Source organism: Embleya sp. NPDC025285 (assembly GCF_055558835.1).
The window spans coordinates 90,728-111,124 of the sequence record NZ_JBVHLU010000010.1 but is presented as its reverse complement, the minus strand read 5'-3'; the positions used below and the strand labels follow the sequence as shown (position 1 = coordinate 111,124).

At 73.3% G+C, this 20,397-nt stretch carries 16 protein-coding genes; 9 read left to right on the top strand and 7 right to left on the bottom strand.

The window, feature by feature from the left end; all coding sequences use genetic code 11:
* Window positions 1-9: 9 nt before the first annotated feature.
* Together ACZ4FV_RS09220 and ACZ4FV_RS09215 are read left to right on the top strand one after the other, a co-directional pair.
* Window positions 10-471 (top strand): hypothetical protein, encoded by a 462-nt coding sequence (locus ACZ4FV_RS09220; protein ID WP_395873877.1) that lies wholly within the window; start codon window positions 10-12, stop codon window positions 469-471.
* 168 nt (window positions 472-639) lie between these two features.
* Window positions 640-1,731, top strand: a complete 1,092-nt coding sequence (locus ACZ4FV_RS09215) for a Gfo/Idh/MocA family protein (RefSeq protein ID WP_395873876.1) — start codon at window positions 640-642, stop codon at window positions 1,729-1,731.
* A 94-nt stretch (window positions 1,732-1,825) separates the two neighbouring features.
* Here the strand turns inward: ACZ4FV_RS09215 and ACZ4FV_RS09210 are convergent, their stop codons facing one another.
* Together ACZ4FV_RS09210 and ACZ4FV_RS09205 are read right to left on the bottom strand one after the other, a co-directional pair.
* The gene (locus tag ACZ4FV_RS09210) at window positions 1,826-2,797 is read right to left on the bottom strand and encodes a phosphotransferase family protein (protein WP_402236533.1); all 972 of its coding nucleotides are present in this window, start codon (window positions 2,795-2,797) and stop codon (window positions 1,826-1,828) included.
* Window positions 2,798-2,959: 162 nt separating this feature from the next.
* A complete protein-coding gene (locus ACZ4FV_RS09205) occupies window positions 2,960-5,164 on the bottom strand; it encodes a copper-translocating P-type ATPase (RefSeq protein ID WP_465322267.1) in 2,205 nt (734 codons plus the stop codon).
* Between the two features lie 143 nt (window positions 5,165-5,307).
* Here ACZ4FV_RS09205 and ACZ4FV_RS09200 point away from each other — a divergent pair, with 143 nt between their 5' ends.
* On the top strand, window positions 5,308-7,827 hold the full coding sequence (locus tag ACZ4FV_RS09200; protein ID WP_465322266.1) for a hypothetical protein: 2,520 nt from the start codon (window positions 5,308-5,310) through the stop codon (window positions 7,825-7,827).
* 514 nt (window positions 7,828-8,341) lie between these two features.
* On the opposite strand, the gene ACZ4FV_RS09195 is transcribed toward ACZ4FV_RS09200, so the two are convergent.
* The gene (locus ACZ4FV_RS09195) at window positions 8,342-8,770 is read right to left on the bottom strand and encodes a DUF5709 domain-containing protein (RefSeq protein WP_395871839.1); all 429 of its coding nucleotides are present in this window, start codon (window positions 8,768-8,770) and stop codon (window positions 8,342-8,344) included.
* Between the two features lie 156 nt (window positions 8,771-8,926).
* Between ACZ4FV_RS09195 and ACZ4FV_RS09190 the strand changes: the two genes are divergently transcribed.
* Together ACZ4FV_RS09190 and ACZ4FV_RS09185 are read left to right on the top strand one after the other, a co-directional pair.
* Window positions 8,927-9,499: a hypothetical protein gene (locus tag ACZ4FV_RS09190; RefSeq protein ID WP_465322265.1), complete on the top strand. Its 573-nt coding sequence runs from the start codon at window positions 8,927-8,929 to the stop codon at window positions 9,497-9,499.
* A gap of 346 nt (window positions 9,500-9,845) precedes the next feature.
* A complete protein-coding gene (locus ACZ4FV_RS09185; RefSeq protein ID WP_395871843.1) occupies window positions 9,846-10,130 on the top strand; it encodes a hypothetical protein in 285 nt (94 codons plus the stop codon).
* Window positions 10,131-10,217: 87 nt separating this feature from the next.
* Here ACZ4FV_RS09185 and ACZ4FV_RS09180 read toward each other — a convergent pair whose 3' ends face one another.
* A complete protein-coding gene (locus ACZ4FV_RS09180) occupies window positions 10,218-10,544 on the bottom strand; it encodes an SgcJ/EcaC family oxidoreductase (RefSeq protein WP_402236543.1) in 327 nt (108 codons plus the stop codon).
* 173 nt (window positions 10,545-10,717) lie between these two features.
* Here ACZ4FV_RS09180 and ACZ4FV_RS09175 point away from each other — a divergent pair, with 173 nt between their 5' ends.
* From ACZ4FV_RS09175 to ACZ4FV_RS09165, 3 genes are all read left to right on the top strand, one after another.
* On the top strand, window positions 10,718-11,380 hold the full coding sequence (locus ACZ4FV_RS09175; RefSeq protein ID WP_465322264.1) for a nitroreductase family protein: 663 nt from the start codon (window positions 10,718-10,720) through the stop codon (window positions 11,378-11,380).
* Window positions 11,381-11,545: 165 nt separating this feature from the next.
* The gene (locus ACZ4FV_RS09170; protein ID WP_395871849.1) at window positions 11,546-12,073 is read left to right on the top strand and encodes a hypothetical protein; all 528 of its coding nucleotides are present in this window, start codon (window positions 11,546-11,548) and stop codon (window positions 12,071-12,073) included.
* A 75-nt stretch (window positions 12,074-12,148) separates the two neighbouring features.
* On the top strand, window positions 12,149-12,379 hold the full coding sequence (locus ACZ4FV_RS09165) for a hypothetical protein (RefSeq protein WP_360319589.1): 231 nt from the start codon (window positions 12,149-12,151) through the stop codon (window positions 12,377-12,379).
* Between the two features lie 178 nt (window positions 12,380-12,557).
* On the opposite strand, the gene metK is transcribed toward ACZ4FV_RS09165, so the two are convergent.
* Together metK and coaBC are read right to left on the bottom strand one after the other, a co-directional pair.
* Complete coding sequence (gene metK, locus ACZ4FV_RS09160; protein WP_395871852.1) at window positions 12,558-13,751, bottom strand: methionine adenosyltransferase; 1,194 nt, start codon at window positions 13,749-13,751, stop codon at window positions 12,558-12,560.
* Between the two features lie 208 nt (window positions 13,752-13,959).
* Window positions 13,960-15,168, bottom strand: coding sequence for a bifunctional phosphopantothenoylcysteine decarboxylase/phosphopantothenate--cysteine ligase CoaBC (coaBC, locus tag ACZ4FV_RS09155; protein WP_402236547.1), 1,209 nt, complete (start codon window positions 15,166-15,168; stop codon window positions 13,960-13,962).
* Between the two features lie 251 nt (window positions 15,169-15,419).
* Between coaBC and ACZ4FV_RS09150 the strand changes: the two genes are divergently transcribed.
* Window positions 15,420-19,190, top strand: coding sequence for an SCO7613 C-terminal domain-containing membrane protein (locus ACZ4FV_RS09150; RefSeq protein WP_465322262.1), 3,771 nt, complete (start codon window positions 15,420-15,422; stop codon window positions 19,188-19,190).
* Between the two features lie 18 nt (window positions 19,191-19,208).
* On the opposite strand, the gene ACZ4FV_RS09145 is transcribed toward ACZ4FV_RS09150, so the two are convergent.
* Window positions 19,209-20,267 (bottom strand): TIGR03617 family F420-dependent LLM class oxidoreductase, encoded by a 1,059-nt coding sequence (locus tag ACZ4FV_RS09145; RefSeq protein WP_395871860.1) that lies wholly within the window; start codon window positions 20,265-20,267, stop codon window positions 19,209-19,211.
* Between the last annotated feature and the right edge of the window lie 130 nt (window positions 20,268-20,397).

The following is a 20,397-nucleotide window of genomic DNA, read 5'->3' as shown; positions in this document are numbered from 1 at the left end:
AATCGGGTCATGTTCGAACTGCTGCCGGGTGTCGGGGTGGTGCTGCCGCGCGGCGCCGGGACGTTGCGGTTCGAAATGAGCGAGTCGCAGGCGCAGTGGGTGCTGTCCACGGTGGTGGACGTACGCCCGTACTGGTCCTGTGCCGGGGCCGGCTACGGGGATGACGGCCACCGGGAGTTCTGGAGCTTCGGGGGTCACCTGGGCACCCTGCGCATCGACGTGACCGGCTCCGAGCACGGGTGTCGCACCATCACTTTCGAACCGGAGCCCGGCACCACCACGGATCCGGTGGTGTGGCGGGACGTCGACGTGTTCGGGTATCCCGCCGACGAGGTCGAGGCCGCGTTGGCGCCGAAGGCGGCGCGCGAGGCCGTCGGGCTGTTCCTGACCCGGGGCACGGCGGAGGCGGCGACCCGGATGGCGCGGGCGCGGTTGACCACCGAGGGCGGATCGGCGCGCCGGATCGGCTGACGCCACCGGGCGCCGTCGGATGTGCTTCGTCACATCACGGCGCGATGGTGAAATTGGACAGCTTCCCTTACCGTGGGCGCGCGTTTCGGCCCGGCCGGGACCCGGACGACCGGCCACGGTCCCGGTCCGATCCCGGGCATCCTCGGCCCCGAAAAGGAGAGCGGCGTCATGGCGCGGGACAAGCTGGGTGTGGCGATCGTGGGGACCGGATTCGGATGCATCACGCATCTGCCCGCCTTCCGGGACGCGGGCTTCGAGGTGCGGGCGTTGGTCGGCCGGGACCCGGCGCGTACCGCCGAGCGGGCCGAGCGGTTCGGGGTGCCGCACGCGTTCACCGATCTCGACGCGGCGCTCGCGCTGGACGGCGTGGACGCGGTGACCGTGGCCACCCCGCCGCACACGCACGCCGACATCGTGATCGCGGCGGTGACGGCGGGCAAGCACGTGGTGTGCGAGAAGCCGTTCGCGACCGACGCGGTCGAGGCGGCCCGGATGCTGGACGCCGCCGAGAAGGCCGGCGTCGTACACATGCTGGGCACCGAGTTCCGCTGGCAGTCCTCGCAGGCCCTGCTCGCGCGGTTGATCGCGGACGGCGCGATCGGCGAGCCCCGGCTCGCCACCTGGCTGTTGCACATCCCGGTGCTGACCGGGCCGGACGCCGAGGTACCCGCGTGGTGGGGTCGGGCGGAGGAAGGCGGCGGCTGGCTGGGGGCGCACGCGTCGCACTGGATCGACCAGATCCGGCACACGCTCGGCGAGTTCGCCGGGGTCAGCGCGGGCCTGCCGCTGGTCGCCGACCGGCCGGGGCAGACCGCCGAGGACACCTTCAACATCCGTTTCCGCACGGTGACCGGCGTCGAAGGCACGCTGCAAAGCTCCGCCGGGGTCTACGGACCACCGCTGCTGACCACGCGCGTGGCCGGTACCCACGGCACGGCCTGGGTCGAGTTCGACGACGTCTGGCTCGCCGACGCCAATGGCGACCGGCGCGTCGACACCCCCGCCGACCTGGCCAACCCGGACCCGATCGCACCCCCGTCCGACCTGATGCACACCGCCTACGACCTCCTGCACTCGATGGGCATCGACCGCGCGCCGTACACCAGGCTCGCCACGACCTTCGCCGCCCTGATCAACGGCGCCCCGGTCCCCGAGGCCCCACGCCACGCCGGCTTCGCCGACGGCGTGGCCGGCCAACGAGTCCTCGACGCGATCCGCGCCTCCGCCGCCGCCGGCGGCCACTGGACGCCCTGCGCCTGACCGCGGGCGGCCACGCGGCCTGTCTCGGATCGCTCCGCGCGGGCGCCGGGATGCGTGCGCGGGGTCGATCCAGGAAACCCACCCCTCGGAGCGATCAGCTCGGGCGCGAGGGTACGTCGAAGGTGTCGAGCAGAGCGCCGACGTACTCCTCCAGCCGCGTGGTGAGCAGCGCGGGGGTCAGGTCCGGGCGACCCGACTCCCGCCACGGGACCGCGACCTTCTCCGCGTCCGGCGCGAAGGCGAGTGCGTCGAGCAGACGCCAGTACAGGTGTTCGGCCGGATCGTCGGCAAGCCGCCCACCGGCCGCCGCGTAGGCGGTCGCGAAGCCCATCGCGGCGGCCGGGCCGTGCAGCAGGGCCGACGCTGTCGAGCAGTGCGCGACATCCAGGTCGGCCGGTCCCCACGAGGTCTCCACCCAGTCGACCACCCCGGCGACCCGCGCCTTTGGCCCGTGCCCGGCGAAGAGCACGTTCCCCGGGTGGAAGTCACGGTGCAGGAAGCGTCCGCGATACGGGGGCGGTTCGCGGCGAATCAGGTCGATCGCGCGTCGCCAGAGTTCGGGCCGCCCGGTTCTCTCGGGTACGCGCACCCGTTCCGGGGAGGTCCACGCCTGATAGCCCCGGGGCCGGGTGCGATCGTCGACCTCGACCGCGTGTACGGCGACAAGCAAGCGGGCCGACAACACGATCCGTTGCTGCGCCCCGTCGTCGTCACCCAGCCGAATCTCCCCCGGGAGCAGCGACATCAACAGGGACGGATGGTCGCAGTACTCTCCGCGCGGGTCCACGGCCACGAGCGTCGCCGCCGGGATGCCGCTACCGGCGAGCAGTTCCAGGATCGCCGCCTCCCGGCCCAACAGCCCCTCGGCGTGCCGCACGAAGAACGGCTTCACGAACGACCGCAATACCAGCGCTCGTTCACCGGCGGGACCGGCCACGCGCAGGCGACGCATCACCGACGTCCAACCACCGACCAGCCGCTCGGCGCCGACCACCCGCTCCCCGGCGGGCAACACCGACTCGACCCACGCCCGTGTCGCGGCCCACTCCACACCCTCGTCACCCACGCCGGCAGCGTACCGACCGACCCACCCGCCGACTCCCGCCCGCGCACCCCACCGTCCGCGTATGACGAGCTTCGAGACCCACCACCCGCAAAGCCCTGGACGACAGGCTCGGAAGCTCGGTGGAGGAAGTTCCGGCGGCGCCGGATCCGCGCCGCCGGTTGATCACGCCTCGTGCGCGCCGGGGCGGAGGTCGAGGCGGCGCAGGAGTTGGGCGTTGAGGGCGACCACGACCGTGGAGAGGCTCATCAGGATCGCGCCGACCTCCATCGGCAGGACCACACCCGCCCAGGCCAGGGCACCCGCGGCCAGTGGCACGGTGACGAGGTTGTAGCCCGCCGCCCAGGCCAGGTTCTGCCGCATCTTGCGGTAGACGGCGGTGGACAGGCGACGTACGCCGAGCACCGCGCGCGGGTCGTCGGAGGCCAGCACGACACCCGCCGACTGCACCGCGACGTCGGTGCCGGCGCCGATCGCGATGCCGACGTCGGCTCGGGCCAGCGCCGGCGCGTCGTTGACGCCGTCGCCGACCATGGCCACGCGCAGGCCCCGGGCCTGGAGTTCGGCGACCTTGGCGTCCTTGTCGCCGGGCAGTACCTCGGCGAAGATCTCGTCCACCCCCAGGTCGCGCCCGACCCATTCGGCGACCTGCCGCGCGTCCCCGGTGAGCATCCCGACGCGGACTCCCACGGTGTGCAACTCACGGACGGCGGAGCGGGATTCGGGGCGGATCTCGTCCTCCAGCGCGAGCGCCCCGGCCACCTCGTCACCGGTCAGCACGTACAACACGGCCGCGCCGCGCCCGACCCAGTCCCCGACGGTCGCCGACAGCCCGTCGGGCACGCGGACGGCCGTCTCGCGCAGCAACGCCGGCCCGCCGACCCGCACCCGGGTGCCGGCCACGTCCGCCTCGACGCCTCGGCCCGTCATGGACCGGAACCCGCTTGCCACGACCGGCTTTCCGTGCTCCTCGGCAGCGCGCACGATGGCCCGGGCGAGCGGGTGTTCGCTCTCCCGCTCGGCCGCGCCGGCGAGCAGCAGCACCTGGCCCTCGTCCCGGCCGGGTGCCGCCGCGACCCCGGTCACCGCGGGCGCTCCGCGGGTGAGCGTGCCGGTCTTGTCGAACAACACCACGTCGACGTTGCGCATGCGCTCCAGCGCGATCCGGTCCTTGACCAGGATGCCCTGCCGCGCGGAGAGCTCCGTCGAGATCGCGATCACCAGCGGGATCGCCAGCCCGAGCGCGTGCGGGCAGGCGATCACCAGCACCGTGACGGTCCGCTCGATCGCCGACCCGCCCTCGCCGAGCAGCGACCACACCACCAGCGTCAGCACCGCCGCGCCCGCCGCGTAGTAGAACAGCAGCGCCGCCGCCCGATCCGCCAACGCCTGGGCCCGGGACCGGGATTGTTGCGCCTCGGCGACCAGCCTACGGATCCCCGCGAGTTGGGTGCCCTCGCCGGTCGCGGTCACGACGACCCGCACCGCGCTGTCCACCGCGACCGTGCCGGCGACCACCGTGTCACCCGCACCGCGCGGCACCGCTCGGGACTCGCCCGTGATCATCGACTCGTCGAACTCGGCCGCCCCGTCCGCGATCCGGCCGTCCGCCGGGACGCGTGCCCCGGAGCGGACGAGCACGGTGTCGCCGGCCGCCAGGTCGGCCACCGGGATGCGCTGGAACTCCCCCTCCGGTCCGACCCGTTCCGCCTCGTCGGGGAGCAACGCCGCGAGTGCGTCCAGGGCGCCCGAGGCGGCGCCGAGCGCGCGCATCTCCAGCCAGTGGCCGAGCAGCATGATGTCGACCAGCAGGACCAGCTCCCACCAGAAGTCCAGCTCGTGCGAGGCGATTTCCAGCGTCGCGGCCCAGGACGCGAGGAAGGCTACCGTGATCGCCATCGCGATCAGCGTCATCATCCCCGGACGCCGGGCCGCGAGTTCGGTGCGGGCGCCGGTCAGGAAAGGCCATCCGCCGTAGCCGAACACGACCGTGCCGAGGAGTGGCGGGATCCAGGACGAACCCGCGAACGACGGTTCTTCGTACCCGAGCACGTCCGCGAACATCGGACTCAGCGCCAGCACGGGCAGCGACAGCAGCAGGCTCAGCAGAAACTTGCCGCGGAACATCTCGGCGTGCCCGGTGTGACCGCCGTGCCCCTGGTGCTCGTCGTGGCCTTGGTGGCCTCCGTGCCCCGCATGGCCTCGCGGCTCGCCGTGCCCGGCGGGGCCTTCGTGCGCGGCATGCCCCGCGTGCGCCGCGTGCCCCTCGTGACGGCCACCCTCGCCCGGTCCTTCGCGGCCCGCGTGTGCGTCTCGTCCGTCCCGCTCAGCCCGCCCGCGCTCCATGCCGCTTCCCTTCTCGCCCGCCATCGACTTACCCTTTATACCCCACAGGGGTATAAGTAGCGTCGATCGACCCGCGCTCATTCCTTGCGATTCCGGCGGAACCATCCGCATCTCGGGCCGGCGGCGGTATAACCAGAGACCAGCCCCCTCTCCCTCGGGAGGCCAACATGGTGCGTCAGCCACGATCCCGCAGTGTCGACTGGTTGTGGTGGGCGACCTCGTCGGGCGAACTGCAACCCTTCCTGGATCATCCGGATCACGATCAACAGGAGATAGCCCGGGAGAAGTCGGCGGTCGCGGTCCAACTCGCCCGCCTCGGCGATCCGCTCGTGGACTGTCTGGCGGCAATCGCCCCGGACGTCCTGGCCGACGCCCTGTGGCGGTTGCCGAACCCCACCCGGACCGACACGCTGCGCGCGCTGCGGGTACCGCCCGCGCGCCGCCCCACTCCCGCGATCGCCGAACACGCGCTCAAGCGGCTGCGCAAACAGACCGCGAGCGTTCGCGGCTACACCGCCCAGGTCGTCACCCTGCCGGTGCTGCGCGTACTGCTGCCCGCGACCCTGGACACCGACTCGGAGGCGTTGGACGGCGAGATCCTGGAAAGCCTGAAGACCACGACGTTGACCCCCGATCTGATCCGGCTCACCGCGATCGCCGATTGGGGGTTCAGTTGTCAGGCCGCCGCGCTGCTGCGACTGACGCTGACCGAGGCCGATCTCGCACTGCCCGGCTGGCCCGCAGACGTGATCGCCGACGTGGTGACGGCGTGTCGGCGGTTCGAGGCGTTCTGCCGGGACCGGATGTGCGGCGCGAGCGAACCCCCGTCGCCGCTGCGCTCGCTCGACGACGCGCTCGGCCGGGCCCGGGCCGCCGCCGACTCGGTGACCGCCTCCGTAGCGGCCGGCCGCCCGCCGGAGGAGGCCGACCTGACCATGCTCGCGCTGGTCGGTCCAGCCGTCGCGGAAGCCCGAGAGGCGGTCGGCGCGCTGGTCGGCGCCGAGCCGGACACACTGCCCGAGGACCGACCGGGGCTGGCCGCCGCGATCACCGTGCACGAGGCCGCCGTACACGCCCGGGAACTCGCCGGCGTGGACCGCTTCCGGAATCTCGTCGGCCCGTCGGTGCACGGCGCGGCGATCACCGAACTGCGCGAGCTGGCAACCGATCTGAGTACGCGTCACGAAAACTGGGAGCCGACCGACCGGCGCCGGGTAGTGGCCCTGGCCGATCTCGGCGCGCTGATCGACGAGATCGCGGCCGACCGGGACGAGGGCGTGGACGCACTGGCCGAGACGGTCCGCCCACACCTGCCCGACCCGACCATCGTCAACGCCGCGCTGCGCGGCCGGTTGTCCTGGGACGAGACACCGACCACGGCCACCCCGCACGCCGCGACGCCCCCGCCGATCGCCGAGGAAACGGGGACGGCACCCGAGAGCACAAGCGACACCGAACCCGCCCCGACGCCCGAGGCTCCACCGCTCGACGCCGACGATCCGTCGTCGGGGGCGGAGGCTGCGGCTGCCGACACGGACGGCCGGGCCGACGACGCCGACGATGGCGGCGGCGGGGTCGAGACCGTCGGCACGGTGCCGATCGAGTCCGACCCCGACCCGGAGCCCGCCCCCCGACCCGACCCCGGTCCCGACTCCGCGACGCTGATCGGCGAGTTGATCGGTCGGGGCGACTACGCCTCGGCCGTGCGGGCAATGTCCGCCGACGCTCCGGAGCGCATATCCGCGCTGCGCGCCCTCGCCTACGCCAACGGCGCGCGCTCGGACACCGGCGCCCTCGCAGTGTCCCTGCGCGACGAACTCGACGAAATGGCCCTGCGCGTACCCGGCCACGACCGAGCGACCCAACTGCTGACCGTGGCCGCGGCCGCGCGCGCCGCCGTACTGTGCGGACACAGCACTTACGGCCTGCTCCAGGAGGCCGCCGCCGGGCTGAGCGACCTGCCCGCCGTGGCCACATTGGCCCGACACATCGCCACCGGCTCCGCGCAGGGACTGCTCGGCGGCGCCCGCAACCTCGGCGCGCTGGAAGCCCTCGCCGAGGCGGAGGCCGGCGCCGCCACGTGCGCGGCGGACGCCGCCGAGGCCCTGCTGCACCCGCGCCACCTGCGCTTCCCACGCGCCACCTCGATCGCCCAACTGTGGTGGCGACCCGAGGACGGCCTGCTGGGCCGACTGCTACGGCTGGCGGCCGGCAACGAACGGAGCGACGTGGACGAGGTCGCCGAGGCGCTGCGCCGGCTCACCAAGCACCACGAGTTGGAGAACCGACTCTCCGCGATCGACGAGGAGTTCCGCAACGGCAAGGGGCACCGCCTGGAGGGGCCGGCCCGACGCAGGCTGCTGGAGTACGCCCGCGAGTCGCTCGGCACGGTGAGCCGCTGGGTGGACGCCATGCGCCGGGTCGCCGAGACCGAGTCGGAGGCGGAGTCCTGGATCGCCGGCCCGCTGGCCGACCTGCGCCACACCCTGATCGCCGACCGCCCCGAAGCCGACCGCGAACTCGCCGATTTCGCCGCACACACCGGCGACCCACTCGCCGCCGGCGCGGCACGAGCCGCCGCCGCGAGCCTGTCCGCGACCCTCGACCTCCTCGACGGCCGCCCCCTGACCGGCCCCGAACCCACCCCCGAAACCCTCCTGCCCCCCAGTGCCCCCACTACCGACTGACCCCAACACGACACGCCACGAACACGAACGCAACAAGCGCAGCCGCAGACGCGAGGGCGGAGCCCGACACGGAGGCAGGTGCAAGCGCCAACGACGGAGGGCGCGCGGACGCGGGCGCGCGGGCGAGGGCCGACGCGAAGAGCAGGCGCGGGCGCAGACGCGCGGACGAGCGCCGACGACCGAGGCAGACGCGAACGCGGAGGCAGACACGGGAGCGAGGGCCGACGCGGAGAGCAGGCGCGGGCGCGCGGGCGAGGGCCGACGCGGAGAGCAGGCGCGGGCGCGCGGGCGAGGGCCGACACGAAGTGCGGGCGCGAGCGCGGGCAGAGGCGAACGAGCACAGGAACCGGGACGAACAATGCGGCTCACCCGGGACGAGCGCGGATACTCGACAGGCAGCACCGCAGGCACTCGCACCCGCACCCGCACCCCTCGCCCGGCCCCCTGTCCGCCCGCGCGACGCGGTCGCACCGGGCGTACCGGCCCGCGCTCGCGTCCACGGGACCTGTTCCGTCTAGGGGACCTCTTCCTCCGGGATGATGTGCATCGCCGCCTCCTCCGCGCCCGCCGCGCCGCCGTCGATGCCGACGTCGTGGGCGACCGCCTCCGATTCGGTGTCCTCGTGGGCACCCTCGTCCTCGGCGACCAGCCGCCCCGCCCTGGGGTCGGGGCTGCCCTCCCATTCGTCCGAGACGACGTCGTCGACGGAGACGTCCGGCTCCTCCTCGGCCAGGAGTTGGTCGAGCGACTCGCCGCGTCGCTCCTCCTCGGGAGTGTTGCCGTAACGCTCCGCCGCCGACCAGCGGTCCGGCGGCAGGATCCCGGTGTCCAGCGGGTCGTACGACAGGTCGTCGGTCGACAGCGTGTCCTCGGGGCCGAGTACGCCGTCGTCGCCCGGTGTGTCCGGGGAGTCTTCGGTCGGGTCCGGAGTGTCGTCGCTCATCGCCTGCCACCTTCCGCTGAAGTGCTCGTGCTGTGCGTCCAAGGGCTCGGCCCCGTCCCCCGCGACCCGAGTGACCTTGCCCAGCGCCGGCCGGTTCATTCGGGGCTGCCCGGGAGCGGCCCCGCCTGGCAGCATGTCCGGGTGCCGGAATATCGCTTGCGCGTAGCCACGGTCCTGACCTGTCTTCTGCTCACCGCCACCGGATGCGGCTCCGACGGCGACGACGGACCCGACGACAGGGCCGACGGACCCGCGAGGGTCGACCGCGCTCCGGAGCCCACCGAGGTCGCCGACGTCCGCCCCGAGCCGACCCTGACCATCAACTGCCTGCACACCATCGGCGAACGCCCGGAGCCCACGAGCGATTCGACCGTCGTCCTCGGCGACGTCGCCCTGGAGACCGGCCGCAGGCTCCAGACCACCAAGTCCACGGGCACCGAGTACCTGCACCCCTTGTTCGCCAAATCCGGCCTGATGGTGCGCAACGGCGCCGTCGTCGACATCGAGGTGTTGCCCGCGCCCGGCAACGGCGCGTCCATCGGCTGGGGCAACGGCCAGTCCTCCGCCGTCGCCGTCCGGGTCCCGGGCTGCACGACCGGCTCCACGGCGAACTCCTGGACGGCCTTCCCCGGCGGCTACTACGTGGACCGGCCCAGCTGCCTCACCCTGGTCGTGCGCTCGCGCGGGTTGCAGACGAAGGTGCGTGTCCCGGTTGGCGCCGACTGCTGAGCCAAGGCATCCCGACCGAGTGCCGCGCCGAGGCATCCCGACCGACTGCCGCGCCGAGGCATCCCGACCGACTGCCGCGCCGGGGCATCCCGGCCGACTGCCGAACCGAGGCGCCTCGGCCGACTCCCGCCCGCGGCGCTTCCGACCGGTTGGAGGCGATTCCCCCACCACCGGGCTCACAGCCCACCCAACCGCTCGTTCCAACGATGTAGACACCTCCACCCGTCTCATGCCTGAGGCTGATTTTTCCTGATGGATTTGGACGATCTTTGATCGCCGGCGCAGGGTGGTCCAGGGGGCAAGGGACGGAAAGCCCGGTCCTGGGGCCGGGGAGGGAGCGGACGGAATGCACGAGGCGCAGACACGCGAGACGAGCCGCGACGAATGGCAGACGCTGCACACCGGGACTCGGGAGTCCGCGGCCCGAGGGTTGCGCGAGGATTTGACCCACGCCGGAGTGGCCGAGGCGGACCTGGCCCGACGGGTGACCGAAGCCTGGGCGGGCTCCGTGGTGACCGTCGCGAGCACCGGCCGGCAATTCCGGATCACCCGGACCAGCGCTCCCGCGCCGACGATCTCGCTCAGCGAACCGCAACGCACCGAAACGGAACAATCGCTGCTCAACCGCTGACGTCGGCCCGCCGCCCGGCAACCGGGCCCGGGCACAACAGGCACAAGCACAAACACAGCCTCCGGCGAACGCCGCCCGTACCACTGCTCACCCGCTGATCCTCATCTCGCGCACGACGTCGCCCGCCACACGAAACGAGAAGTCCGACTGTCCGTCGAACCCGTCGCCCCCGACGTCTGCGGTCACCACGGTCTCGTCCCCGTCCTCGCGGACGGCGGTGACGGAGAGGGTCACCCGTACTCCGACGAACTCGGCGTCGCTCCACCGTGCGATCGCGTCCCGCCCGGTGAAGACCCGACCCCAGTCGTTCACCGACCCGTCGGCGGCGAACGCGTCCAGGAACGCTTCCGCGTCGCCGGCGTTCGCGGCGGCGACCAGCCGCCGAACGGGCGCGGGCAACCGCTGGTCCGTCATCGCGAACGTCCTTCCGGGGCGGGAGGCCGGACCTCGAACGGGAGCCCGGGCCCCACCAGTCGACCCGAATCGGGGCGACTCGGCCTGCCGGGTGACCCACTCGGGTAAGCGGACCGCGGTCGACCGGGAGCGGGCCTTCCGTCGAACCCCCGCGCCGTGCTGTGCTGTGCGCCATGGTCGACGAACCCACATACCCCACGGTTCCGCACCGGCACCGCGGCGTCCCCGCCCACGAGGCGGAAGCCCGCAGCCGAGCCTTCCACGACGTGATGGCCCAACGCCGCACCGTCCGCGACTTCTCCTCCCGGCCGATCCCGGACAACGTGGTCGACTGGGCGATCCGCACCGCGGGCACCGCGCCCAGCGGCGCCAACGTGCAGCCCTGGCGCTTCGTCGTGCTCACCGACCCCGAGCGCAAGCGCCACCTGCGTGAGGCCGCCGAGCAGGAGGAGCGCGAGTTCTACGAACACCGCGCGTCCGCGGAATGGCTCCAGGCCCTCGCCCCGATCGGCACCGACTGGCACAAGCCCTTCCTGGAGGAGGCGCCGGTCGTCATCGTCGTGTTCGAGGTGCACAAGGGACCGGACTCGCCGCGCCCCTACTACACGAAGGAATCGGTCGGGATCGCCGTCGGCCTCCTGCTCGCGTCGCTGCACCAGGCCGGCCTCGCCACGCTCACCCACACGCCGAGCCCGATGCGCTTCCTCAACGACGTGTGCGGCCGCCCCCAGGAGGAGCGCGCCGGCTACGTCATCCCGGTCGGATACCCGGCCGAAGACGCACGTGTCCCCGACATCCACCGCAAGCCGCTGGAGCAGGTCGTCGTCCGCCTCTGACCCGTCGGCCGAGCGTCACCGCGACCGCCGGGCGGGCCGCACGACCGCGCCCGTCCGGCGGAAGCCGTCCCGCGCCACCTCGAACGCCTGCGCCGAAGCCCGCCCCTCTGCGATCCTGAACGGGCACGTCCGGATTCGCATCAGCCGTACGTACGGGGGGCGTTGATGAGTGTCGTCGCCGGAAAGATCATCGACGAGTCGATCGTGATCGCCGCCGACTCCCAGGTGACCTGGGGTCAGGCCAAGACCGAGGGCACCAAGCTGTACAAGATCGGCGAGAGCCTGATCTTCGGCGGCGCCGGACTGCTGCGCGACATCAACCTGATGCGCCTGTTCCTGGACACGCACACGCCCGCGTCGGCCGAGGAACGCGACATCCTGGAGTTCTACGCCGAGTTCGTCGAGTGGGGCAAGCGCAAGCTGTCCAGCTTCGAGCCCAAGTCGGAGTTCATGTTCGCGTTCGACGGCAAACTGTTCGAGACGAGCAACGACTTCGACGTCTTCTACTACGACTACGGCGCGATCGGCTCCGGCTGGGAGTACGCGCGTGCCGCGCTGCACCTGGGCCACACCCCCACCCAGGCGGTCGGCGTCGCGTGCGACCTGACCATCTTCTGCATGCCGCCGGTGACCGAGTACCGAATACCGCGCCACCCGCAACATCAGCCCGGCCGTGATCACGAGGCCATCTGAAACGGACGTGGCGTGGGGTCTGCCGCAATTTGGCGCTAACCCTGTGTTTACGTGGTCTCTCGTAAGCTGTGGGGTATGTCCGAACAGCCCATCCCGGCGGACCTGATCGAGTTGCAGCGGGCCCGAGACGCCGCCTACGAGGCCATCGCCCGACATGCGGGGCAGCTCAGCGAAGAGGAGCACGCCCGGCTGTGGGCCCAGGCCCGCGACGCCGTCGAGGCGCTGCACGCGCACCCGGCGATGACCGCCGGCGGCGACCGCGCCGACCTGGTCACCCGCCTGCGTATGGCTGCCCAGGCCGCCTGAGCCCGGCCCGCGCCGGCATCGCGCGGCCCCTCGACGTCGGCCGCCCCGGTCACCACCGACCGCCGCCCCGGTCACCATCGTCCGCGAAACAAACGCCGCCGGCCGCGGCGCGCGCCCCGAAGGGTCCGCGCCGCGGCCGGCAGCGAAAAAAGACTGCGTAAAACGATCGGCGGAAGGCTCAGGCGCCCGCGGCCGCCTTGAGCGCGTCCACGCGGTCGGTCCGCTCCCAGGTGAAGTCCGGCAGGTCGCGACCGAAGTGGCCGTACGCGGCGGTCTGGGCGTAGATCGGCCGGAGCAGGTCCAGGTCGCGGATGATGGCGGCGGGCCGCAGGTCGAACACGGTGCCCACGGCGGCCTGGATGGTCGCCACCGGCACCGACTCGGTGCCGAAGGTCTCCACGAACAGGCCCACCGGCGCGGCCTTGCCGATCGCGTACGCGACCTGCACCTCGCACCGACGGGCGAGGCCGGCGGCCACCACGTTCTTGGCCACCCAGCGCATCGCGTACGCGGCCGAGCGGTCCACCTTCGACGGGTCCTTACCCGAGAACGCGCCGCCACCGTGCCGGGCCATGCCACCGTACGTGTCGATGATGATCTTGCGACCGGTGAGTCCGGCGTCGCCCATCGGGCCGCCGATCTCGAACCGGCCGGTCGGGTTGACCAGCAGCCGGTAGCCCTCGGTCTCGATGCCCAGATCGGCCAGCTCCGGCTCCACCACGTACTCGCGGATGTCCGGCGCGAGCAGCGAGTCCAGGTCGATGTCGGAGGCGTGCTGCGACGAGACCACGACCGTGTCCAGGCGGACCGGGCGGTCGCCGTCGTACTCGATGGTGACCTGGGTCTTGCCGTCCGGGCGCAGGTAGGGGATGGTCCCGTTCTTGCGCACGTCGGCGAGTCGCTTGGCCAGCCGGTGGGCGAGCGTGATCGGCAGCGGCATCAGCTCGGGGGTGTCGTCGCACGCGTAGCCGAACATCAGGCCCTGGTCGCCCGCGCCCTGGCGGTCCAGCTCGTCCTCGTCGCCGTCGACCCGGTTCTCGTACGCGGTGTCGACGCCCTGGGCGATGTCGGCCGACTGCGCGCCGATGGACACCGAAACGCCGCACGAGGCGCCGTCGAAGCCCTTCTTCGAGCTGTCGTAGCCGATCTCCAGGACGCGCTCGCGCACGATCGTGGGGATGTCGGCGTAGCCCTGCGTCGTGACCTCGCCGGCCACGTGCACCTGACCGGTGGTGATCAGCGTCTCGACGGCGACCCGACTCTTGGGGTCTTCCTTGAGGAGCGCATCCAGGATGGAATCGCTGATCTGGTCGGCGATCTTGTCCGGGTGACCTTCGGTCACGGACTCAGAGGTGAACAGACGGCGGGACACATCGCTCCCTGGGGTTGCAGCGGCTGCTGGCTGGCAGGTGGACCCGGACCGTCCGGACAGCTCGGGACGGGCGGGTCCACCGAATACTGGGCCCGAGTTTATCCCCCCGACCCCCGACGGGGGACTGGGTGTCCCACGCAATGGACGGCGTGGCGTTGCTCACTTTGTGTGAACTTGGGGCGATCGGGCGTTCGATTCGGCCGACGAACTAGCCGAAACGGGGCACGACCAGGTCCCAGACCACGTCCGCGAGGTCCTCCTTCGGACCGTGCGGAACCGGCGTCTCGGCACCGTCGGCGGCCAGCACGATCGCCTCGTTGACATCCGTGCCGAATGTCAACTCCTCGCCCACCTGGTTGACCACGAGCAGGTCACAGCCCTTGCGGGCGAGCTTGGCCCGGCCGTTGGCGAGGACGTCGTCGGTCTCCGCCGCGAAGCCGACCACGATCTGACCGGCCCGGAGCCGGTCGTGCGCCAGCTCGGCGAGGATGTCCGGGTTCTTGACCAGCGTGATCGGGTCCGGCTCCGCGTCGGTCTTCTTGATCTTGCCGCCCACCCGGTTGGCGGGCCGGAAGTCGGCGACCGCCGCGGCCATCACCACGCAGTCCGCGTCCGCCGCCGCCTTGACCACCGCGTCGCGCAGGTCGAGCGCGGTACCCACGTGCACCACGTCGGCCCCGGCGGGATCCGGCAGGCCGGTGTTGGCCTCGATCAGGGTGACCCGGGCGCCGCGGGCGATCGCGGTGCGGGCCAGCGCGTAGCCCTGCTTGCCGGACGAGCGGTTGCCCAGGAAGCGGACCGGGTCCAGCGGCTCGCGGGTACCGCCGGCGGTGACCACGACGTGCCGGCCGACCAGATCGGGCGCGGTCGCCCCGCGCGCGAGGGCGCGCCGGACCACCTGGAAGATCTGCTCCGGGTCGGGCAGTCGGCCCTTGCCGGTGTCCCTGCCGGTCAGCCGGCCCACGGCCGGCTCGATCACGATCGCGCCGCGCCGGCGCAGCGTCGCGACGTTCTCCACCGTGGCCGGGTGCTCCCACATCTCGGTGTGCATCGCCGGCGCAAACACCACCGGACATCGCGCGGTGAGCAGCGTGTTGGTGAGCAGGTCGTCGGCGAGCCCGTGCGCGGCCTTGGCGAGCATGTCGGCGGTCGCCGGCGCGACCACGACGACGTCCGCGTTCTGGCCGATCCGTACGTGCGGCACCTCGTGCACCGCGTCCCATACCCCGGTGGCCACCGGCTGCCCGGACAGCGCCGACCAGGTGGCCGCGCCGACGAAGTTGAGCGCGGACGCGGTCGGCACCACCCGGACCTCGTGCCCGGACTCGGTCAGTCTGCGCAGCAGTTCACACGCCTTGTACGCGGCGATGCCGCCCGCGACGCCGAGGACGACGCGGGGTCGAGATCCGGTACTCATCGCTGCTCCTGGTCCTCCGTCGCGGCCGACCCGTGTTCCGACCGGCACGGCGAGCCTACGACACCGCCCCTGGCGGCTCGATCTCGTGTCGCACGGGCGGTTGCCGACTGCCGTCGCAGGCGGCCCCCGCGCACCGCACTCCGCGCGGGACGCCCGCACGACGGGCCGGAATCTGAGTACTCGTACGGATGTCCCGTCCCGCCGGCGCTGCCAGCATCGTGGCGAGTATTCCATCGGGGGAGATGACGTCGATGTTGAACGAACGGCTGTTGGACGACGCGACGCGGTGTCCCGGCTGTGCGCGGGAGTTGGGGATTCCGCGCACCGAGCGCTGCCACCGGTGTGCGATTCGCCTGAGCGGGCCGGAGGCGGACCGGTTGTGGCAGGTCAACGTGTCGGCGGCGCAACTTCTGCGGCAGCGCGAAGCACTGCTTCAGGCGATGCGCGCCGAGGCGCACCGGGCGCTCACCCGCCCGCCTCTGGCGCCGCCGGCGACACAGCCGTCGGCACCCGCCCCGCCTCCGACGCAGACGCAGACACAGACACAGACACAGACGCCGGTGTCCCAGCCCGTCCCCACCCAGCCGCCCGCGGCGCGCCTGCGCGAGATGGCCGAGGTCGGGCGGCGTCGGGTGGCCCGGATCGTGCTGGGCGCGGGTGTGCTGCTGGTGGTGCTGGCCGCGCTCGTGTTCGTCGCGGTCACCTGGAATCGCACCGGCACCGGCGGCCGGGCCCTGGTGATGGCGCTGGCCCTGGTGATGGCCGCGGCCGGCACCGCGGTCGCCGAGCGGCGCGAACTGCCCGCGACCGCAGAGGCGATGGCCGCGCTCACCGTCGCGATGGGCCTGCTCGACGGCTACGCGGCCTGGGCCGCGGACCTGGCCGGGCTGCGCGACGGGAGCGCGGTGTTGGTCGCCGCCGGCACCATGCTCGCGGTCGGCGGCGCGGCGGCGCTGGGCTCGATGGTGGCGCCGCTGCGCGCGTTGCGGGTCTCGGCGGCGGTGCTGCTCCAGGGTCCGCTGCCGCTGTTGATCGCGTGGTTCGGGGTGGGTCGCTCGTCGCTGTTGCCGCTGGCCGTCGGGCTCGGGCTCCAGGCCGCCGTCGACGTCGCGCTGCTGAGCCGGGTCTACGCCCGGGCCGCGCGCGGGCTGCGGATCGTCACCGAGGTCGGCGTGCTGTGCTACTGGCTGGCGGCGGTCGTACTGACCTTCGTCGAGGGTCCGAGCGGCCCGGCGGCGGCCACCATGCTGGGGCTCGCCGCGATCGCCGGCGGGATCGCGTTCACGCTGCGTCGCTCCCCCGCGGTGCGCCACCTGGCATCCGGATCAGCGATGGCCGGCTCGCTGGCGGCCGTGGCCCTACTGGTGGCCACCCGGCCCGCCGACGACTCGGACCTGCCGATCGCGTGGGCGGGTGTGGGTCTGTTGATCGTGGTCCTGGTCGCGATGGCGCCGCTGTTCGCGGTGCCGCGCGCGTTCCGGGCCGGACCGCTCGCGGTGCTCGCGCCGCTGACGGCGGCGCCCGCGTTCTGGGTGATCGCGACGCCGGTGATGGCGTTGGTGGGCCCGCTGTCGTGGCCCGCCCGCGCATGGAGCATCGACTCGGCCGGCGTGGGCGCACGAAACGCGATACTGCCGGACGGCGACTGGGACTTCGGCCTGGCGCCGCTGGTACTGCTGCCCCTGACGCTGCCGGTGGCGCTGGCCGCGGTGACGCTGCTGCGCGGTCGGCCCGGACGTACGCCGACCCTGGTGGCCGGCGCGGTCGTCGTCGAGGGGCTGCTCCTGGTCCTGCCGCCGGCCCTGGATCTGCCGTTGTGGGCGGCGCTGGGCTGGCATCTGGTGGCCGCCGGCGGGTGGGCCCTGACCGGGCGGGTACGCCCGTGGCTGCCCCTCGTCGCCCTCGCGCACGGGATCGTGGCCCTCACGTGGGCGACGGCGCACCCGCTGACCTCGATCACGGTCTGGGCCCTCGGCGCGGCCGGCCTCACGCTCACCGCCGTCCTGTCACCGGGACGCCTGTCGCCGGAGCCGAACCGGGCGACCGCCGAGGCGGCCCCCGAGACGAACGCCGACACGAACGCCGACGCGACCTCCGACCCCCGGCCATCCGACCGAGCAGCCACCCATCAGTCGAACAACCACCGATCACCCGCCCCCGAGGACTCGACCACCAACCCGTTCACCCCGCCACAGGATCGCCTCGCAGGCGACCGAGCCGCCGACGACGACCACCCCGGCAGCGACCATCCCCACACCGCCGACCACCGGCCTCGCCCCACCCCCGCGCTCCTCGACCCGCTCGTTCGACCGATCGCGGCCGGCCTCGCCCTCGCCGTGGCCTGCACCGACGCCGCGATGGCGGCACACCACGCGGGTGCCGCGAAGGCCCCGACCGGCCTCGTGTCCGCCCTGCTGTGCGCGCTGGTCACGCTGATCGCGGTGGCGCTGCGCCCGAAGGCCGCGACCACCCGCGCGCTGACCCTGGTCGGCGGCGCCGGTTGGGCGATCGGCCTCCTCGCCGCGGCGCACGCCCCGGTCCCGCTCGCGGTGGGCCTGGCCGCGGCCCTGCCGACGTGCCTGGTCGGCGCGCTCCGCGACCTGCCGACCACCCGGCCGGCCTGGGCCGGCGCGGCCTGCGTGTGGTGGGTCGGCGCGATCGCGGCCGGCGCGCACGCGTTCGGCGCCGATCGGCCCGGCACCGCGCAGGCCGCCGTGATCGCCGCCGCCGTGCTGTTCCCGCTCGCCACCGTGCCCGCGAGTCGACCCGCCGTCGCCCTGGCGATCGAGGGCACGGCGGGCGCGGCCCTGCTCGTCGCCCTCCTGGTCGGCCGCACGACCTCGCCCGTCACGTTCGCGATCGCGGCGGGGGCCACCCTGTGCGGCGCGCTGTTCGGCCGCACGGCGCTGCGGCCCGGGTGGGCGCCCGCGACCGCCGTCCTGCTGTACGCCACGACGGCGGCCACCCTCTACCGGCTCGACGTCGGGGTGCCCGGTCAAGCGGTGGCCGGCGCGTGCGCGGCGGCGATCCTGCTGGTGGTCGCCACCTACCTGCACGATCTGCCGATGGCCGCGCTCACCATCGAGGGGGTCGCCATGGTCGCGGCGCTCGTGTCGATCGCACAGTCCGGCGGCCTGCTGCCGGTCGCGCTCGCCGTCGTCACCGCCGGCACCCTGCACAGCGCGATCCGCGGGCACGGCGAGGCACGCCCGATCTGGGCACCCGCCACCGTCGCGCTGTTCACCGCGACGGTGCCGGCCACCCTGCACCGCCTCGACGCCGCACCCACCGTGTCCGTTCTGGTCGCGGTCGGCACGGCCGCCCTGCTGTACGTCACCACCGCCCGGCTCCCGCGCTCCGACGCCGCCGCCGGCCTCGCGACCGCGCTCGTCGCCGCGTGCTGCGTGCTCATGGCCGCCGTCGCGACCCTGGTGGTGGCCCCCGAGCAGATCTGGCTCGCGCTGGCCGCCGCAGGCTCGGCCGCGGCGACCACCCCGGACGGACCGCTGCGCCGGTCGGCCCGACCGACCGCCATTGCGCTGCTGTTCGCCGCCTACTGGGTACGGCTGGCGCTGCTCGGGGTCACCCACCGGGAGGCGTACACGATCCCGCTGGGCCTGGCCCTGCTGGCCGAGGGCTTCCTGCGCCGGCGTGCCGACCCGGAGACGACCTCGTGGACCGGGTATGGCGCGCCGCTCGCGGTGCTGCTGCTGCCCTCGCTGCCGCTCGCGCTGAGCCAGGGCGAGCCGATCCGGCCCGGCCTGCTCGGCGCGGCGGCGATCGCCACGCTCCTGGTCGGCGCGCGATTCCGGCTCCAGGCACCGTTGTTCCTGGGCGCGGCGGTGCTGGCCACCGTCGGCCTGGTGCACCTGCTGCCGCACCTGGCGCCGGTGTACGACGCGGTGCCGCGCTGGGCCGTGCTCGGCACCGCGGGCGTCCTGCTGATCGTGATCGGCGCCGGCTACGAGCGCCGGCTGCGCGACCTCAAGCGGCTGCGCCGCGCGGTGGGACGACTGGGGTAGGCCGCGGACGGGGCCGGCTCAGGTGAGCGCCCGCAGCTCGTCCAGCACCTCGGACACGCACGCCGGGTCGGCCCGATAGGGCAGGTAGAACCCGAGGCGGTCGGCGACCCCGTGGGCGCGCGAGGCCAGTTGGGCCGCGACGTCCTTGGGGTCGCCGATCGCCACCACCCGGCCCAGCAGCGTGTCGTCGACCGCGTGCGGGATGTCCGACCACCGGCCGGCCCGGATCAGCGCGTGCAGTTCGGCCTGCAACGGCCCGTAGCCCTCCACGTCGAGCACCGGCCGGTAGGCGGGCGTGGAGGCGTAGAACGCGACCATCGCCCGGGCGCCCTTGATCGCGGCACGCATCTCCTCCTCGGTCCGCCCGGCCGCGACGATCACGTCGAGCATCACCGAGAACCCGTCCCTGGTGCGCTGGGACAACACCAGGCCGTCGGTGACCGCGTCGGTGACCGGGCCGCGCACGAACAGGTCGGTGTTGAGTGGGTGTACGAGCAGCCCGTCCGCGTGCTCGGCGACCATGGTGATCATCCGCCGGCCCACCCCGCCCGCGAGCAGCGGCGGCAGCCCGTACGGGTTCGGCCCCGGTCGCAGCGTCGGCGGCATCAGCGTGAGGTCGAAGAACTCGCCGTGGAAGTCCAGCGGTGTCTCCCGCTGCCAGCACGTGAGCACCGCCCGGACCGCGCGCAGCGTCTCGGCCATCCGGGCCACCGGGCGCGACCACTTCGCGCCGTACCGGCGTTCGATGTGCGCCTGGATCTGGGTGCCCAGGCCGAGCCGGAACCGGCCGTGCGAGGCCAGGTGCAGGTCGTAGGCGGTGTGCGCGAGATGGGTGGGGCTGCGCGGGAAGGCCACCGCGATGTTGGTCATGATGTCCACGCCCGCCGCGGCGGCGGGCACCAGGGGCAGGAACACGTCGGTGGGGCCCTCGAAGGTGAACACCCCGTCGAAGCCCGCCTCGCGCAGTTCCCGGGCCCGCTCGCCGGCGCGGGCCAACGGCGCGTCCAGCAGCGTGTCCACGGGCAGCGGTCGTGCGCCCGCCTTCGGCGCATGCGCGCCGCTCTCGATCCGGTCCACCCTCGTCGCCCACCCTCCGGATCACCTGCGTGGCGCGCGTGTCGGCGCCCAGGTCACAGGTACGCCATACGCGATCAAGGATCAAGACGCACGAAGGGCCCGACGGCACACCGTCGAGCCCTTCGTGTCC

Coding starts and splice junctions, on each gene's coding strand:
- ACZ4FV_RS09220 (WP_395873877.1), top strand. CDS start 10: ATGTTCGAACTGCTGCCGGGTGTCGGGGTGGTGCTGCCGCGCGGCGCC.
- ACZ4FV_RS09215 (WP_395873876.1), top strand. CDS start 640: ATGGCGCGGGACAAGCTGGGTGTGGCGATCGTGGGGACCGGATTCGGA.
- ACZ4FV_RS09205 (WP_465322267.1), bottom strand. CDS start 5,164: ATGGCGGGCGAGAAGGGAAGCGGCATGGAGCGCGGGCGGGCTGAGCGG.
- ACZ4FV_RS09200 (WP_465322266.1), top strand. CDS start 5,308: ATGGTGCGTCAGCCACGATCCCGCAGTGTCGACTGGTTGTGGTGGGCG.
- ACZ4FV_RS09195 (WP_395871839.1), bottom strand. CDS start 8,770: ATGAGCGACGACACTCCGGACCCGACCGAAGACTCCCCGGACACACCG.
- ACZ4FV_RS09185 (WP_395871843.1), top strand. CDS start 9,846: ATGCACGAGGCGCAGACACGCGAGACGAGCCGCGACGAATGGCAGACG.
- ACZ4FV_RS09180 (WP_402236543.1), bottom strand. CDS start 10,544: ATGACGGACCAGCGGTTGCCCGCGCCCGTTCGGCGGCTGGTCGCCGCC.
- ACZ4FV_RS09175 (WP_465322264.1), top strand. CDS start 10,718: ATGGTCGACGAACCCACATACCCCACGGTTCCGCACCGGCACCGCGGC.
- ACZ4FV_RS09170 (WP_395871849.1), top strand. CDS start 11,546: ATGAGTGTCGTCGCCGGAAAGATCATCGACGAGTCGATCGTGATCGCC.
- ACZ4FV_RS09165 (WP_360319589.1), top strand. CDS start 12,149: ATGTCCGAACAGCCCATCCCGGCGGACCTGATCGAGTTGCAGCGGGCC.
- coaBC (WP_402236547.1), bottom strand. CDS start 15,168: ATGAGTACCGGATCTCGACCCCGCGTCGTCCTCGGCGTCGCGGGCGGC.
- ACZ4FV_RS09150 (WP_465322262.1), top strand. CDS start 15,420: ATGTTGAACGAACGGCTGTTGGACGACGCGACGCGGTGTCCCGGCTGT.